This is a genomic window from Leisingera sp. XS_AS12 (assembly GCF_041224635.1).
Taxonomy (GTDB): Bacteria; Pseudomonadota; Alphaproteobacteria; order Rhodobacterales; family Rhodobacteraceae; genus Leisingera.
Genome location: NZ_JBGFGM010000068.1, coordinates 55,949 through 69,737, shown reverse-complemented (window position 1 = coordinate 69,737; position 13,789 = coordinate 55,949). Strand labels below are relative to the sequence as shown.

Genomic DNA, 13,789 nt, shown 5'->3' with positions numbered 1-13,789 from the left:
CCGCAGTCAACACAAGTCCTCCTCGCAGGAGGCGCAGAACCCTGCATTTTTTTCTTCATCGAACTCCAAGTCGCCGCAGCGGAACCACCATTCGCAGCCACCGCAACGTTCAACAGCGTGAGCACCGTCCAGCAGGCGATCTTCCAGATTATCTTCGCTGACGTCGAGGCCGTGGCGTTCAATGAGCCCGGTCAGGCTCGTGCATGTGCCTTCCAGCTCTTCCTGGAGCTCTTCGAGAAGCTGATCCGAAATATCGCTCATGGCAGGTATTTCTCCTTGCGGACATAGTGAAAGCGGTACGCGCCGCCTGCGACCTCCAGGGCCAGGAGCTGGGGCAGGAAACCGGTTCCCATATCCAGGCTGATCCGGGCGTGCGTGGAGACATGATCCGCAAGGTCGGCGGCCTCCACTCCGGACTCTATCCCATTTTCGCACATCACCGTGTGCCCGTGGACAACGATTTCCCGGCGGGCCTTATCCCAGCCTCCCTTCCACAAAAGGAACTCATGGCGCAGGCGTGCCCAGTGGACCCGCGGAGCGCTGGCCAGCGGCTGGGCCAGAAACCGCTCTCGCTCACCTTCCGGGTCAGGGCCAACAGGCGGGCGAAGGCCTCCATGCAGCAGCAGGAGATCCCCAGACTTATAGTGGCCGGGCGCGGTGCGCAGGAAATCCAGATAGCCAGCCGGCAGAGCTTCACGAAGCTGCTCACGGATTTCCTCTTGGGAGGCCGTCATGTGACCAGGCAGCTCTGCCACCATGCTGCTACCGCCGCAATCGAACCAATGGTAGAAGGCGGTGGTCTCAAGCGGAAGATCCAGCCCATCCAGCAGCATTCCCTCATGGTTTCCGGGAAGATAGATTCGCTTGTCGCATTGATTTTTCGCATCCAGCGCCAACTGAATAGCGCGGAAGCTTTCCGGGCCCCGGTCAATAAGGTCGCCCAGGAATGCAATGGTGCGCGGACGGCCGTTTCCCGGAATCCGCGCGATCAGGGCCAGCATCTGTTCCAGAAGGTCGGCGTGACCGTGAATGTCCGGGATGACGAACAGATGCTCATCTGTCCGGGTTCCGTTCTCAAACGCCTTCCAGCCTGTGGTCTCATCATCAAAATGCATCGGGCGCACTCCTTGGGCACGGTACGGGTTCTGCAGGTCCCGCGGAGCGGCTCCTCAGGTCACCTCAAGAATTATATTTTCGCATAATCATGTCAGCAAGCGAAAAACCGAGCGCGCCGCGAAAAGAGCTGGCCATCATATCCATCTGACACAAGCCCGCTCCCATGTTGCCACACGGAGGACGACGCAAGACGCGCATAACTATGCGCGCCCTTTACGTTTTGCACCCTCGTATGTGTAGTTAAACATCGACTCCCAATCAGTGCCTGTACGGTCTGTATTCCCTTCGGAGTCCAGGGATCGTATGATGATCGATCTTCTCTTGCTGGGTCGGCGGTGAGGACTGTGAACAAACTTGGTCACAGCATCACAGTCTTTGCAAAGCCACTTGGACAGGAAGTTTGCCGTAGATGAGTTGTCTTTCACCCGCTTGTCACGGGAGCCATCAGCATTTCGATATTTCCAGATTGCCATCCCTTCTCGACCTTCTTGGTAGGACAATTTTCGGCTGCCGCACCATGCACAGGACTTCCTTAGGTGGAGTTTGGGTAGGATCAATGAGCTGGCAAGGTACGAAAAGATGAAAATCGCCAGCAGTATGTACGGGTCCTCAAGTCCATAATGGGCAGACAGAACGTATGGGATCAGAAGTCCAATGAACAGCTTGGCCGCATAATGCTTCAGAATGGCGAACAGTGCCTTAATCATGGCGGTTGTATCCTAAGCGTTGAGTTTTTTGACTGGTAATAATTTTTTGTTGATCTTGCTTTATAGAGGATGAAAGGGGCGCGCCAAGCAAGAAAAGCTTCTTCAGTCTCCCAGATCGACCGTTGAGGTACTCACTTGCCTTGCCGACTGTCAAATGGCTAGATGAGCTAATATTGAAATCTCGTTTTTAAATACAGGGTCACCTTGTCGACATTCACCGCAGAAGATCTGACCGCGCTATTTCGCGAGCTGGCGCCGCTGCGGGCGCGGGCTTCCAAGGAGAAGCCCAAGGCGCCATCCGCAACCCATCTCGAACGTGCCTTTGCAGAGCTGCGCGGCCCGGTGGAGGATGCCAAGGCCCGGGGCGGGCTGCTCAATCCCTGGGCCTTGGCCGGATTGGGCCGGAACGAGGTCCGGGTCACTGCGGCGCTCGCGGGTCTCTGGCAGGAAGACTTTGGCGGCAGCATTTCCCGGAGCTTTCTGGCACGCTATCTCTACCGCGCGATCCCCGGAATATCTTGGCTCGAGGAGCTGCAGTCCGGGTACCGGCTGCGCAATGAGGTAAATCCGCTTGGTGAGCTGGCCGACCGTATTGACCTGATGATCGAGACCCGCAATCACCTCATCGGCATCGAGGTCAAGATCGATGCCGGGCTGGGGCCGATGCAGCTGGAGCGCTACGCGGAAGCGCTCGAGGCCAGGGGCAGGCACATGGGCCGCCGCGCCAGCCTGGTTCTCCTGGCGCCATACCCGCTGACCCGGGACGGCGTCAGCTCCACCACATGGAAAGATCTAGCCGCGGCCGCCCGCGAAACCGCGGGCAAGCCGGAGCGCGGCAGGAGTTTCATCGAACAGTATATCGCCCGTTTCGGCGATTTCGTTGCAGACCTATAGGAGGCGATCGACATGACCCAGCAAGACAATGACATCGGCGCGGCGATCGTGCGCAATATCGATCTCCTCGAGAGTGCAATGAGCTATGCCTCGGAAACGATGGACCGCCTCATTGGCCAGGAAATCGGGGATATTCTGAAGCGGAAGAGGGATAAGTTCGGCTGGCACGGAGATGCCGTTGAAACCATCGACGATGACTTCTGGCTGTCCTCCCCGGAATGGATCTCGGAAGATGATCCAGATGGCAACTACGACCTTTTCGTCGCGATGGACATGACTGGAGAGGCCGTAACCTGGCTGGCATACTTCGCGGGGACTGCCGGCTTGGGCGTGCATCTGGAGCCGTTGTCCAACACCCTCTCACCAGCCCCTCTGAAGCGCGTTCTCAAAAGCAACCCGGAGCTTATGGCTGAATTCGCCTCAAGGGGCTTTCATTGGGATCCGGAGGGCAAGCTTACGCTGCCGCTTGAGTTCTCCCGCGAAGCTCTGGCGATGGCCTTTGAGGAAGAGGACTTCTCGGAGGCGCTCGCGCCCCTGGAGGAGGCGTTGGATCTGGTTTTTGAGACGCGCGCGCTCTTCGACCGGCTGGCCGCGAAGATCCGTAAGGATGATAAACGCAAGTCGCCCCGCGCGGCGGTCGGCAGGAAGGCCTGATCAGGCCGGGACCCCTCCCGTAAGTAAGGGGTTGCGGCTCGTTTTGCTCAGAACCAAGTTTGCGGTGGGGCCGACTTTGATGCTGTAACCGCCCGCTCCGCTGTGCAGGCCACTAGGGAGAGCGTTAGCCGGCCGCATTGAGGCGCGCCCGCGCCCAGGTGGCCGCCTCTGGGTCCTGTTCGGCAAGGCCGTTGACCAGGAAGGTCGCGCGCTCGGTTATGAATTTTTCCACTTCACGCACCCAAGGCTCGGCGTCGGCGTCCATCGCAATGACCTCCTCCGCCGCCTGCGGAATATGTTCCATCGTCGCCTTGCAAAGCATCTCTACGCGACGCAGCGCGGCTGTGGGGTTCAGGCCACAAAGTGCAGCCTCCCGCTGCCAGTGGCGACCCTTGAAGTAATCGCCTTCCCACTTCGTCGCGAGCGACATCGCCTGCTTGCTGGTGATGTCCGGCCAGAGCTTGGCGCACATCACGTCATAGATCGGCGCCAGGCTAGCGCGGGAGGACGTTACCATGACCGAATAGTTCTTCGCATGGGCGTCGGTATTGCAGGCGATGGCATTGAAAATTACGTAGTCGAAAATGGACAGCACCCCGCGGAGCGGATCGAGCGTGCGCATCACGCTGACAATGTCGCGGACCATGGGGCCACGCTGCCCGGTCTCGTTGCGCTCATACTTCGCACTCGGCAGGCGGCCCAGGGCCTGGCACATGTCTTCCTGGTGCAGGCGGCGCCAACTGTCGCCCACCTGACGCCGGTCGTAGCGCTTTACCAGAAGATACCGGCGCGCGCCCGCGCGGCCCACCCGCACCTCCGGCGCGGCGAGGCCGATGAGCGCCGCCAAGCGCAGGCACAGCGCCTCGTTATAGACCCCACCAGGTAGGTTTTTGGCATCCGGCTTCAGGATCCAGGTCGACGGCGCGCCCTCGACGGGGATCGAGATCATCCCATCAGCATCGAGATGCACGCCGATCTTGGACTGGACGCCGGCCAGCGACATGGAGACACCGTCTTCGCCGACGAGGAATGGCTTCTTCGGCAGTTCTTCGATGATCCGCTCAAGCGTTGCCTCGTCTGGGACCTCGCGAGCGGTCATTCGCGCGAAGCCGCGTTCGGAAAAGGACATTGCTCCGGACGTATCCCGCCCGATGCTGGCCAGCAGCGCGAGGGGGTCGGCCTGCGAGGCGCCGGTGGCGCGAGCCACCATCTCGAGCTGCTGGCTTTCCGGCAGAAGGTTTGCCAGCCACGGCAGGACCTCGCCCGCGCCATGGTTCGCAACCTTCAGAGGCATCCTTGTCGATACCGGGAAGGCACCGCGGGTCCGCTGCCAGTCGGCATTGTAAATCAGAGTCACAGCGCCATCCTCGCCCGGAGCGATTTCGGCCACTTCCCTGCTTTCGTAGAAGATCTTCATCTTAGTCTTCAATCCGCGGCAAATCTTCGGGGATCATGTCAGGAAGATCGCTGTCTGGCGGGGTGCTCAGTGCGTGCTCGACCATCGGTACGATGCCAAGGAAGCGAGCGATCATCAGGGCAGGGCCGATCCTCAAGGTCGGCTTCCCGTTCTCCATGTCCACGACGTAGCGCCGCCCCACGCCGGTCGCGCTGGCCACATCTTCCTGGCGCAGCCCCTGTGCCTTGCGCCTAGCACGGACCATCAGCCCGAAACGGCGCGCATCTTCGGCACCGGTCCGATCCGATTGCGATATGGCGGACGACTGATATTCGTTGCTCATGGCAGCACCTCGACTGCTTGACCAGGGGGACTGATGTTCCTGCTCGGTAACATATGACACTATCGGATGAATACAATGCTGAATGTTCCCGGTCGGGAACAAATGAAGTGGTTGGTGCGATGTAGTGGCAATTTGTTCCCGCTCGGGAACATTTGTGTGAAGAAGGCCAACGACCCCCGAAAAAGATCCCAATCGGTAACTTCATGCAAAGAGTTTTTTCAACGGTTTAAAGCTGGAGGGCGAGTTCTCCCGCGTAGCTCTGGCGATGGCCTTTGAGGAGGGGCTGGATCTGTTTTCCTGGGGGCGCGCTCTTCGAGCGGCTTGCGGTGAAGATCCGCAAGGATGATAAGCGCAATTCGCCCCGCGCGGTCGGCGGCAGGAAGGACTGATCAGGCCAGGCTGGGGTGTCCATGTGCCTTGACGCTCCCGCATGGCCTGCGTACCTTCCTCGTATAGCAGTCGAAGCGGCCCCACTGGATATACCAAGCGCCCTCGACACCAGATTTGGAGCACCAGGTCGGGCGAGTCCCCACCTGGTGTTTCTCTTTTGAAGGGTTTGCGCTTTGACTTCAACGGTCTAAACTTGGTGAGCGAAGATCCACCCGATGCGTTTGGTCCAGGTCTGACGGCATTCGGTGTGGGTACAATTCATCTGTTCGACGCTTTGCCTGTGCATATTGGGCTTACGCTGCCGGTCGAGTTCTCCCGAGAAGTTCTGACGACAGCCTTTGAGGAGGAGATTTTCTCGGAGGCGCTGGCGCCCCTGGAAGAAGTGTTGAATCTGGTTTTTGAAGCGCGTGCTCTGCGACCGGCTGACGGCGAAGATCCGCAAGGATGATATGCTCAAGTCGCCCCGCGCGGCTGGCGGCAGGAAGGGCTGATCAGGCCGGGCCGGGACCGGCGCCATCTGCTGCAGCCGCCCGCGGCAGATCGATCATCAGCTCCAGGCGGGTAGAGGTCCCATCCGGCTTTCGCAGCGAGATCTCAGCGCCGCCGGCGATCTGCAGCGCCACGGTCTCGTAGAGATGCAGCGCGGCTTTTACGACTTCGGTTGTGCTGGAGGCGTCCGTCATCTCCTTCAGAGTCTCGATCCGCTTGAAGGACCGCTCAGGCAGGTTGATATTGGTGCGCTGTTTCTTCTGTCCCACGATACTCTCTCCATCAGCTCCCGAAGGTCTTGGCCTGATCCATGCCGGTCACGGCGCGCCAGTAGTCGTCGGCCCGCTTCTCGAAATTCCCGGCTTCGCGGGCGTCGCTCTGGTAAAGGCTTCCGGGTTGCAGTCCCGGAACATAGTCCTGCTCGACCCAGCCGCGGGGGTCCGCATGCGGGAACCGGTAGCCGACATTCCCGAGCGCCTCGGCACCTTTGTAATGGGTGTCGCGCAGATGCTTGGGAACCGGCTGGGGCGCCTCGCTGGTGACCAGCTGCATCGCGAGCGTAATGCCGCGGTGCGCTGAGTTCGACTTGGGCGCCCGGGCCACATGCAGGGCCGCATGGGCCAGAACGATCTGCGCTTCCGGGTAGCCGATCTTCTCCACCGCGGTTGCGGCCGCGACCGCGGTCTGCAGCGCCGTGTTGTCGGCCAAGCCCACGTCCTCAGAAGCGTGGATCATGATGCGCCGCGCGATATAGCGCGGATCCTCTCCGGCATGGATCAGCCGGGCCAGGTAATAGAGGGTCGCGTCCGGATCAGATCCCCGCATGGATTTCACGAAGGCGGAGACCACATCGTAATGCTGGTCCCCCGACCGGTCGTGATTGACCGGTGCCGCCGCATAGACCTCTTCGATCATGGCGTCCGTCACCCTGACCGGCCCGCCGCCATGGCCAAGGCACAGGCTTTCCAGCGCGGTGAGAGCGCGGCGCGCGTCGCCGCCCGAGCGGCCGGCAACCAGGCGCCGGTGCTCCGGGCTCATCTGAACATCGATCCCGGTGCCGCGCAGATGATCAATTCCGCGGTCCACGACCCGCACCATCTCGTCGATGGTCATCGGCTCCAGCTGGAGGATGGTCGATCGGGAAACAAGCGCAGGGGTCAGCGTGTGGTAGGGGTTGCCGGTGGTGGCGCCCATGAAGTCCGCGGTGCCGTGCTCGGTGATGGCCAGCAGGTCATCAAGCTGGGTTGAAGAGAAGCGGTGGATCTCATCCACGAAGATCAAGAGCGGCCGAATGCGGGCCTCATCCGCGAGCTTGCGGATATCAGCCACCTTGGCCTGGGTGGCATGCAGCGGGCAGAAGGCCTTGCCGAGCATGTTACCCACCGCCCTGGCGATCGTGGTTTTTCCGATGCCCGGAGGCCCGTACAGCAGAACGCTGCCAAGCGCGCCCGCGGCAATGCGCCGGCGCAGCAGCGAGCCCGGCGCCACGATGTGGCTCTGGCCGATGATGTCATCGAGCGTTTCCGGCCGCAATGCCGCGGCCAGAGGGGTGTGGCCCTGAGGGGCCGCTGCGTCGAACAAATCAGACATTCTCGATCCTGTAGGGAGGGCGGCCCGCGCTGCTGTCCTTAGTGATTTTCGCAAATGCTTCTACCGGCAAATGCCGGATGCATCAAGCCTCCTGGCGGCCCTTCTGCGCGCGCGTTACTGCCCGGCGCTGCGCCATGCGGTCGACGATCGGGCGGATCTGGGCGGCGGTCCCATGATCTCCGATCTCGGACAGCGTCTTGGCGGCGCGGCGCAGATCCTCGGTTACACGCTTGCGGATAGCCTCCTCGCTCTCCGGCTTCATTGCAGATTTTTTCATTCAGAGTTTCTCCTTGTGCTTTGGGTGCCTGTCGCGGACTGCCGGTCGCGAAGCTTCAGGAGCCCATCGATCTTCCGCCGCGCCTCCGGCCCCGGATCAGCGATCCCGGACAGGCCGTGCTCCGCCGCTTCCGCCCCGGACCCGAACACGTCGACACCCGGCTCATAATCCCAGACGCCGGGATCCAGGTTGCGCCCGTGGAAGCGCAGCGCCAGCAGGTGATCGCGATCATGAGCCGCCAGCCAGCCGCCGCAGAGGCAGCCATCGCGCTGATGGCACATGAAGAGGGCAGGCGGCTGTTGTGCGGTTTCGGCATCATAGGCCGGTAGCTTCAAGTATTCCTCGGCAGCCCAGATACCGGAAGGCACATCCTTTCGATAAGGGCAGGAGCCGCAAGGAACGGGCGGAGGGGCGATCTTGCCGGTTTCCATCAGCCTTGTCCGGTTGCATCTGCGAAGGGGTCAGGAAGCCACCTGAACGGGGTTTTTGGGCCCATCGGCGCCGCGTCATTTAGGAGGTCATCAGTGTAGCACCAGAGGCCATCTTCGCTGATCCCATGCTCCGCGCGATCTGCATCGCTGTAGCGATAATAGAACACGGAGGTCGAATGCTGTCGGCCTGCCTGATTTACATCCAGGATCAGAATAGACCGACCATCGCGTGGAGCCTCATGATAGGGGCGGCCAGTCTCGGCGGTGTCTTTCCGGGTCGTGTTGTCCAAGGTGGCGCCACTGGGAGGCTGGCTCATATCTCTTCTCCACGAATGCTCTGCTTCAATAGAATGGCAATCAGCCATTTGTGAAAAATTATATGGCACTTAGGGTGGTAAGACAAGAATATTCGCATTTTCTGGGCGCCCTCGGATTGAGGAATTGATTACCTCTGCGCGGGGCGCATAGCGGGTCTTCTGAGACGATGATTGCGCGTTCCTACGCTCTTCGGCGATATAGGGGCATCGGCGCCGTACTGGTGCCCCTAAGTTTCCTGGAGCTCTATCTCCTCCCTCTGGGCTCTGGAAAATAGCGGCGACTCTCTCCTCCTCCTCCCTGGGAGTCGCCGCATACCCACTTTCAGATCAACTGGTATCCGATTGGAAATTGCCTCTGGCAAAATCAGACCTGCATTGGCAGGTTGCTCGAGAGCTGGATACTAGCTCTCGGCCCTGATCTCTGATGCATTGCTGGTTCTTCATCGGTATTTCCAGGAGGAGCGGTCGGCGGCTGGCCTGATGAAGGTCAGTCATCCCGCTCCAGTACCCCGGACCAGTAGAGGTAGTCGTGCCAGCTGCGGTGGAAGTTCTCCGGCTTCAGCCTGCGCAGCTTGATCATCTCCCGGGGCGTGGGCTCCTTCGGCATCCTGATCGGCTTGATATCCTGCCGATGACCTTTACGGGAGTTACAGGGGCCGCACGCGCTTGCGATGTTCTCCCAGGACGTCAGGCCGCCGTCATGGCGCGGAACGACATGATCGAAGGTCAAATCCTTGGAGCTGAACTCGCCACCGCAATACTGACAGCGGAATTCATCGCGCAGAAAGATATTCATGCGCGTGAAAGGCACAGCCCGGGGCGTCTTTGCGTAGGTCTTCAGCGCAACAACAGAGGCGGGCCGGTAGACGGAGTTGCTGCTCCTGAGTTCGACATCGTACTCTTCGACCACGGTAACACGGCCAAGAAAAACCGCTTTGGCGGTTTTCTCAAAGCTCAGGGTAGACAGCGGGAAGGATGTAACCGGCCGGAAATCAGCGTTCAGGACCAGCGCGTCCAGGTTCCGGTTCATGAGATGCTCCTTTCTGTTCGGGTTGTGATCCGCCAGAACAGAAAGGGGCGGACCTACGGGCTGGTGCTGGTTGGGGTTGACGGTTTGCGGCCGGTGCGGGCTTTGCGCCCCTCAATCAAATGGCCATTCCATGCAAAGGCCGGATCCCGGTCAAAGACGGGCATCGCCATGCGCAGCAGCGAGCAGCCAGCGGCGCCGGAAGCGCGTTGGGTCGTGCTGGAATATGAGGCGGTGCGTGTCATTCAGGATTTGCCTTACTGGTTCTGATGATCATTCATAACCTGCGAATTGAAAAACGCAAAGATATTTTCGCATTCCGTTCAGCTTTTGATCGGATCATCCTGGAACTGGACGCCCGCGGGCTCATTGGCGATACGCTCCAGGGCCGAAAGCTGATCTTCGAGGCTCGGTTCCGTGCTCGCTTCCGGTGCGGGCTGCGCGTCTTGACCGAGGCCTGCAAGCAGTTGCTGATAGCGCTCGTTCGACAGAACCACGAGGGTTGCTTTCCCGTGGATGGTAATCTCCACCGGCTCATTCAGGGCGACGCGTTTGTACGTGCCGAAGTTCTTCTGGAACTCTGCAGAGGTGACCTGAGTCATGATAGTGCTCTCCTGATGCAATCTGGTTGGTTGAAGTATAGCCCCGGCGTTCAGGGCGGGATATGTGAGGTTCGTGAAGTGGCTTTGAAAGTTGTGGAAAACAGATCTGAAACGTCATGCCAGTGAATGGCTAAGCCCTGAGGGTTGGCGCGCTTTCAATGCTGGAGCAAGGTCAGCCAGGCTACTGATCCACGGCAAGTCCTGGTGCTCCCGGCAGTTTCTTTGCGAGCGGTTGTGGCTTGCTGTCACAACCACCCCGTAGTGGCCCGCCTGGTATCCGGAACGGACATGCTTCGGAAGATCATCCACCCAGAGCGACCGTGGCTGTTTGCGCAGCTCATGGAGCTTTGATGCACCCAGGTCGAAGAAGATGATCTCGTCAAAGGCATCTTCGCCGAAGATGCGCGCTGCGTTTTCAGTTCTCGCAGATCGCACACTGGCGCTTGTCGAGCAGGCCGTGAGCATCCGCAGCCTGAAGCCGGCGGCTTTGGCCAAGCGCACGAACTCAACTGAACCCGGAGTTGGGGGGAGGTGGCCGAACCACTCTGGGCAGCTGTTGAACTCGGCAATCAGTTGGGAAGCGCGCGGCTGGTGTGTTTCCGGCAGCCAGCCCTCCATATTGTAGCTCGTCGGCCGCGGAGACAGTGGCGCAACCCCGTGGGTCCGCTCGAGCCAGCGACCGAACGCGGGGCAGTAGTCAAAGACAACATCGTCCCCGTCCAGAAGAATGGTGTCCGAGAGGTCGTCCGGAAGCTCCGGGATTTGAGAAATTGGGCTGCCTGTCGCGCTCATGTGACCTCCTTCATGCGGCATCAGAATACTTGTGAAAAAACGAAAGCACAAATAGAGTTTCGCAACTCATCCCGGGTGTCCGGGTTGCGTGATGTTGGCCAGTCATAGGCTGGAGAAAAGGGATTGAAATATGATCGTCATCGGGAAAGCTGAACTCTATGCCGGACGCAAGCGTCTGAAGGCTCTGCGCGACAACGCAGCTGCTGCGGCGCACGGGCTGATCGAACATGGCGAGGCTGCTGAATCCGCACGTGATGGGCTGCGCTTTCACTCCGGTCTGAAAACCCGGAACCTTGATGCCGTCCTGGTCGTCCAGGATGGCGAGGGGCGCTACATCTCCGCCCTGAAACTCCGGGATACCCCACGGGGCATGCCAGACCTCATCGGCGCGCCGGGCGCGCATGAAACCCCCGCGGAGGCGCAAGAGGCGGGTTATGGCCTGCTGATCGCGGCCATGGTCATGATCCTCGATCATAAACGGGCGCTACGGGAGGGGACCGCGCAGAAGATCAGGCGCTTCGAGGTTGGGGAATTCGCCTTCGGTGTTCCGGAGGAAATCATTTCCGTGGTCGGAAAGGAGATCCCGGCCGGGCTGGAAGCTGCTGAAAAGGCGCCGCTCCAGGAGGCATGCGAGCGCGCGCTGCGCCGCCATGTCGGACACCTCAAGGGCGGACAGGAGGGGTGGGAGGCGATCGGCGACAATACACAGATCGACATTCTGATGAATGCTGCCCGGCTCCTCTGCCTGAACGTAAACATGATCGAAGGATAGCCGTTGATCGCTATTGCGAAAAACCAAGCAAACAGGTGGGCTTCCGGTACAGCTTAAACTTGGAGGCCCAAAGGGCCATCCATTGCTATATAGCAAGGTTCTACGCGGCGGATCCGTTTGCGACCCGCTCGATCTTTGCTCTGGGGTCCGGTTTGCTTAGACGCATTCAGCCACAATTAAGCCAAGATCTTTCAGTAGCAACCTCAAATCAAGGTTGGAGGGCGGATAGTGAAGTGGCAAATTTCAATTATGGCGGCAGCGTCCCTGCTCTTGGCCTGCTTTGTGATGTTAGGGCAAAAAATCCGTGAAAATCGAGATCTACTACAGCAGGTCGAGGCCCTAACCGCCCCTTCAGCAGAGGCCAAAACAGAATGTGTTAGAATGCATGTAGTAGCTTTTCGTTTGATGGAGGCCCGCCAGAACGGCATGCCGAAAGGAACAGAAGCGCATAACTATGCTTGGGCTCGGATGTCTGGCGGAGCACCAATTACCCAACGATATCAGAGGTTCTTCGATAACCTCGAGACCGAGGTCTGGTCGTATTCGCGTCAAATCGGTGAAGGTGAGCAGAAACGGGCTGCAGATACCTATGCTGAACTTGTCGAGGCCAGGTGCTTGGAAAGGTATTCTCCACGTATTGTTCATCCGAAGATCTAATCTACAAGATCTTGCGCAAGACCCCCTGCAGGAAATCGTATTGAGGGACCGCGAGGATCCCCCTCTTTTATTCAGGCCAGCGCCACGCCTGCTTTGGCCTGTTCGCGTTTGAGGCCCTGTCCGGCCGTAGCGTCGCCCTCCAGGAAGCTTTTGAAATGCCCGTTGAGCGGAGACGGGTGGCCGATGTGGACGAACAGCCTACCACCCGCCCGGAATGCAACCTGGCCAAGTCCCGGAAGCGGCTGATACTCATTGAAGGCCTTCAGCATGGCGCCCTTTACCGCGGCAAAATAGTTGGTGTCATTGCCGAGCAGCACCACCAGGCGCGTTCTGTCCGAGAGCCGGGACAAATGCGTCTCGATGCAGCGGGCCATGACATCCTGCCCCTCCGGGCTCTTCATGCCCCGGATGACCGGAGCAGAGTTGCCGCGATAGATGCCGTGCTTGTCTCGCGCGGTCAGGGAACAGCGAACGATAGACGCAAACCCGTAGTCTGTGCTGGCGGCAGTCAGGAATGGGGAGATGTCATCCACGTCCTGCATCAAGCCGATCGCCTGCAGTGCCTGTAGCAGCCGCGGGCGGAACCCGGAAAACGCGACCGCATCAAAGTTCCCGGACTCATGCGCATCCTGCATGTACTGCATCTGGGTTGTACCCTTTGTCATCCCAAGAATGAGAACCTTGGGGTCCGGAGCACCCCAATAGCCCGGGTCATTGACCAGCTGCCATTTTCCTTCGTGCAGATGGCGGACGGACCCGTCGCAATCCTTCCAGCAATTCCGGCAGGCGATGAGCCCATGCTGGGCTGTCGTCATGTGAAGCTCCTTGATTGTGCGAAAACAAGGAGCAAAGTACCAGTCAGTACGGGAAAGGCAATTCCGATTTTTCTCCAACAATCGGAATGTCCGGCTCTCGATCCCGGACGATGGTTTCAAGAATTCGAACGGTGTCCGGGCTCAGAGCAATATAGCTGTCCTGCGCTTCCGGAACCAAGCGCTTAAAGGCCCGGTCGCCAAGCCTGTCCAGCTGGTCCAGCTGACCGGTTCGGGAAAGATGATCGATGCGCTCAACAGGGATGCCCTCCCAGCGGTTCAGGTAGACGATTGCTGAGAAGCCGCGGCGACGGGCATCCGCAATACGGCCAGCCCAATCCCCACCCCGGTCCCGGCAGCGCCGAACGTTCGTTATATCAAGCTCGACCTTGTGCAATACGGCAGCGTTGCGCATCTCCGCCTGCTCTTTTGAGCCACAGTGGAAACCGCGATCAACGGTCATTTCAGGCCGGAATGCGCATATTGTCTCTTTAGAGCCATGCCAAAGGATCAGGCTTGCCAT

20 protein-coding genes are annotated in these 13,789 nt (G+C 59.7%); 6 read left to right on the top strand and 14 right to left on the bottom strand.

Annotated features, from left to right (window positions below):
• Positions 1-6 precede the first annotated feature (6 nt).
• From AB9K35_RS04325 to AB9K35_RS04315, 3 genes are all read right to left on the bottom strand, one after another.
• Positions 7-261, bottom strand: coding sequence for a hypothetical protein (locus tag AB9K35_RS04325; protein WP_369924671.1), 255 nt, complete (start codon positions 259-261; stop codon positions 7-9).
• Complete coding sequence (locus tag AB9K35_RS04320) at positions 258-1,115, bottom strand: metallophosphoesterase (RefSeq protein ID WP_369924670.1); 858 nt, start codon at positions 1,113-1,115, stop codon at positions 258-260. Before AB9K35_RS04320 ends, AB9K35_RS04325 begins: the two co-directional genes overlap by 4 nt.
• 201 nt (positions 1,116-1,316) lie before the next feature.
• Positions 1,317-1,823, bottom strand: a complete 507-nt coding sequence (locus AB9K35_RS04315) for a hypothetical protein (RefSeq protein WP_369924669.1) — start codon at positions 1,821-1,823, stop codon at positions 1,317-1,319.
• A gap of 204 nt (positions 1,824-2,027) precedes the next feature.
• Here AB9K35_RS04315 and AB9K35_RS04310 point away from each other — a divergent pair, with 204 nt between their 5' ends.
• Positions 2,028-2,717, top strand: coding sequence for a PD-(D/E)XK nuclease family protein (locus tag AB9K35_RS04310; RefSeq protein ID WP_369924668.1), 690 nt, complete (start codon positions 2,028-2,030; stop codon positions 2,715-2,717).
• 12 nt (positions 2,718-2,729) lie between these two features.
• Complete coding sequence (locus AB9K35_RS04305) at positions 2,730-3,371, top strand: hypothetical protein (protein WP_369924667.1); 642 nt, start codon at positions 2,730-2,732, stop codon at positions 3,369-3,371.
• A gap of 124 nt (positions 3,372-3,495) precedes the next feature.
• Here the strand turns inward: AB9K35_RS04305 and AB9K35_RS04300 are convergent, their stop codons facing one another.
• Together AB9K35_RS04300 and AB9K35_RS04295 are read right to left on the bottom strand one after the other, a co-directional pair.
• Complete coding sequence (locus tag AB9K35_RS04300; RefSeq protein WP_369924666.1) at positions 3,496-4,788, bottom strand: HipA domain-containing protein; 1,293 nt, start codon at positions 4,786-4,788, stop codon at positions 3,496-3,498.
• Position 4,789: 1 nt separating this feature from the next.
• A complete protein-coding gene (locus AB9K35_RS04295) occupies positions 4,790-5,110 on the bottom strand; it encodes a helix-turn-helix domain-containing protein (protein WP_369924665.1) in 321 nt (106 codons plus the stop codon).
• A gap of 586 nt (positions 5,111-5,696) precedes the next feature.
• On the opposite strand from AB9K35_RS04295, the gene AB9K35_RS04290 reads away from it, so the two are divergent.
• On the top strand, positions 5,697-5,948 hold the full coding sequence (locus AB9K35_RS04290) for a hypothetical protein (protein WP_369924664.1): 252 nt from the start codon (positions 5,697-5,699) through the stop codon (positions 5,946-5,948).
• A 43-nt stretch (positions 5,949-5,991) separates the two neighbouring features.
• Here the strand turns inward: AB9K35_RS04290 and AB9K35_RS04285 are convergent, their stop codons facing one another.
• From AB9K35_RS04285 to AB9K35_RS04265, 5 genes are all read right to left on the bottom strand, one after another.
• Positions 5,992-6,258 carry a hypothetical protein gene (locus tag AB9K35_RS04285; RefSeq protein ID WP_369924663.1) on the bottom strand — a complete coding sequence of 89 codons (267 nt, stop codon included), beginning with the start codon at positions 6,256-6,258 and terminating at the stop codon, positions 5,992-5,994.
• Between the two features lie 13 nt (positions 6,259-6,271).
• Positions 6,272-7,579, bottom strand: coding sequence for a replication-associated recombination protein A (locus AB9K35_RS04280; RefSeq protein ID WP_369924662.1), 1,308 nt, complete (start codon positions 7,577-7,579; stop codon positions 6,272-6,274).
• 82 nt (positions 7,580-7,661) lie between these two features.
• Positions 7,662-7,856, bottom strand: coding sequence for a hypothetical protein (locus AB9K35_RS04275; RefSeq protein WP_027234513.1), 195 nt, complete (start codon positions 7,854-7,856; stop codon positions 7,662-7,664).
• On the bottom strand, positions 7,853-8,287 hold the full coding sequence (locus AB9K35_RS04270) for a DUF6283 family protein (protein ID WP_369924661.1): 435 nt from the start codon (positions 8,285-8,287) through the stop codon (positions 7,853-7,855). The genes AB9K35_RS04275 and AB9K35_RS04270 overlap by 4 nt, the downstream gene beginning before the upstream one ends.
• A gap of 804 nt (positions 8,288-9,091) precedes the next feature.
• Positions 9,092-9,634 (bottom strand): HNH endonuclease, encoded by a 543-nt coding sequence (locus tag AB9K35_RS04265; protein WP_369924660.1) that lies wholly within the window; start codon positions 9,632-9,634, stop codon positions 9,092-9,094.
• 3 nt (positions 9,635-9,637) lie between these two features.
• Between AB9K35_RS04265 and AB9K35_RS04260 the strand changes: the two genes are divergently transcribed.
• On the top strand, positions 9,638-9,901 hold the full coding sequence (locus tag AB9K35_RS04260) for a hypothetical protein (RefSeq protein WP_369924659.1): 264 nt from the start codon (positions 9,638-9,640) through the stop codon (positions 9,899-9,901).
• Positions 9,902-9,954: 53 nt separating this feature from the next.
• Here AB9K35_RS04260 and AB9K35_RS04255 read toward each other — a convergent pair whose 3' ends face one another.
• Positions 9,955-10,233 (bottom strand): hypothetical protein, encoded by a 279-nt coding sequence (locus AB9K35_RS04255; protein ID WP_369924658.1) that lies wholly within the window; start codon positions 10,231-10,233, stop codon positions 9,955-9,957.
• A 114-nt stretch (positions 10,234-10,347) separates the two neighbouring features.
• The gene (locus AB9K35_RS04250) at positions 10,348-11,025 is read right to left on the bottom strand and encodes a hypothetical protein (protein WP_369924657.1); all 678 of its coding nucleotides are present in this window, start codon (positions 11,023-11,025) and stop codon (positions 10,348-10,350) included.
• Between the two features lie 130 nt (positions 11,026-11,155).
• On the opposite strand from AB9K35_RS04250, the gene AB9K35_RS04245 reads away from it, so the two are divergent.
• Entirely contained in the window at positions 11,156-11,797 is a 642-nt protein-coding gene (locus AB9K35_RS04245) for a hypothetical protein (protein ID WP_369924656.1), read from the top strand.
• A gap of 228 nt (positions 11,798-12,025) precedes the next feature.
• Complete coding sequence (locus AB9K35_RS04240) at positions 12,026-12,454, top strand: hypothetical protein (protein WP_369924655.1); 429 nt, start codon at positions 12,026-12,028, stop codon at positions 12,452-12,454.
• Positions 12,455-12,525: 71 nt separating this feature from the next.
• Here the strand turns inward: AB9K35_RS04240 and AB9K35_RS04235 are convergent, their stop codons facing one another.
• Positions 12,526-13,269 (bottom strand): hypothetical protein, encoded by a 744-nt coding sequence (locus tag AB9K35_RS04235; protein ID WP_369924654.1) that lies wholly within the window; start codon positions 13,267-13,269, stop codon positions 12,526-12,528.
• A gap of 43 nt (positions 13,270-13,312) precedes the next feature.
• Positions 13,313-13,789: a hypothetical protein gene (locus AB9K35_RS04230; RefSeq protein WP_369924653.1), complete on the bottom strand. Its 477-nt coding sequence runs from the start codon at positions 13,787-13,789 to the stop codon at positions 13,313-13,315.

Bases quoted from the DNA above. Each gene is read 5' to 3' on its own strand.
- AB9K35_RS04325 (WP_369924671.1), bottom strand. From the start codon at position 261: ATGAGCGATATTTCGGATCAGCTTCTCGAAGAGCTCCAGGAAGAGCTG.
- AB9K35_RS04320 (WP_369924670.1), bottom strand. From the start codon at position 1,115: ATGCATTTTGATGATGAGACCACAGGCTGGAAGGCGTTTGAGAACGGA.
- AB9K35_RS04315 (WP_369924669.1), bottom strand. From the start codon at position 1,823: ATGATTAAGGCACTGTTCGCCATTCTGAAGCATTATGCGGCCAAGCTG.
- AB9K35_RS04305 (WP_369924667.1), top strand. From the start codon at position 2,730: ATGACCCAGCAAGACAATGACATCGGCGCGGCGATCGTGCGCAATATC.
- AB9K35_RS04300 (WP_369924666.1), bottom strand. From the start codon at position 4,788: ATGAAGATCTTCTACGAAAGCAGGGAAGTGGCCGAAATCGCTCCGGGC.
- AB9K35_RS04295 (WP_369924665.1), bottom strand. From the start codon at position 5,110: ATGAGCAACGAATATCAGTCGTCCGCCATATCGCAATCGGATCGGACC.
- AB9K35_RS04280 (WP_369924662.1), bottom strand. From the start codon at position 7,579: ATGTCTGATTTGTTCGACGCAGCGGCCCCTCAGGGCCACACCCCTCTG.
- AB9K35_RS04275 (WP_027234513.1), bottom strand. From the start codon at position 7,856: ATGAAAAAATCTGCAATGAAGCCGGAGAGCGAGGAGGCTATCCGCAAG.
- AB9K35_RS04270 (WP_369924661.1), bottom strand. From the start codon at position 8,287: ATGGAAACCGGCAAGATCGCCCCTCCGCCCGTTCCTTGCGGCTCCTGC.
- AB9K35_RS04265 (WP_369924660.1), bottom strand. From the start codon at position 9,634: ATGAACCGGAACCTGGACGCGCTGGTCCTGAACGCTGATTTCCGGCCG.
- AB9K35_RS04260 (WP_369924659.1), top strand. From the start codon at position 9,638: ATGCTCCTTTCTGTTCGGGTTGTGATCCGCCAGAACAGAAAGGGGCGG.
- AB9K35_RS04255 (WP_369924658.1), bottom strand. From the start codon at position 10,233: ATGACTCAGGTCACCTCTGCAGAGTTCCAGAAGAACTTCGGCACGTAC.
- AB9K35_RS04250 (WP_369924657.1), bottom strand. From the start codon at position 11,025: ATGAGCGCGACAGGCAGCCCAATTTCTCAAATCCCGGAGCTTCCGGAC.
- AB9K35_RS04245 (WP_369924656.1), top strand. From the start codon at position 11,156: ATGATCGTCATCGGGAAAGCTGAACTCTATGCCGGACGCAAGCGTCTG.
- AB9K35_RS04235 (WP_369924654.1), bottom strand. From the start codon at position 13,269: ATGACGACAGCCCAGCATGGGCTCATCGCCTGCCGGAATTGCTGGAAG.
- AB9K35_RS04230 (WP_369924653.1), bottom strand. From the start codon at position 13,789: ATGGCAAGCCTGATCCTTTGGCATGGCTCTAAAGAGACAATATGCGCA.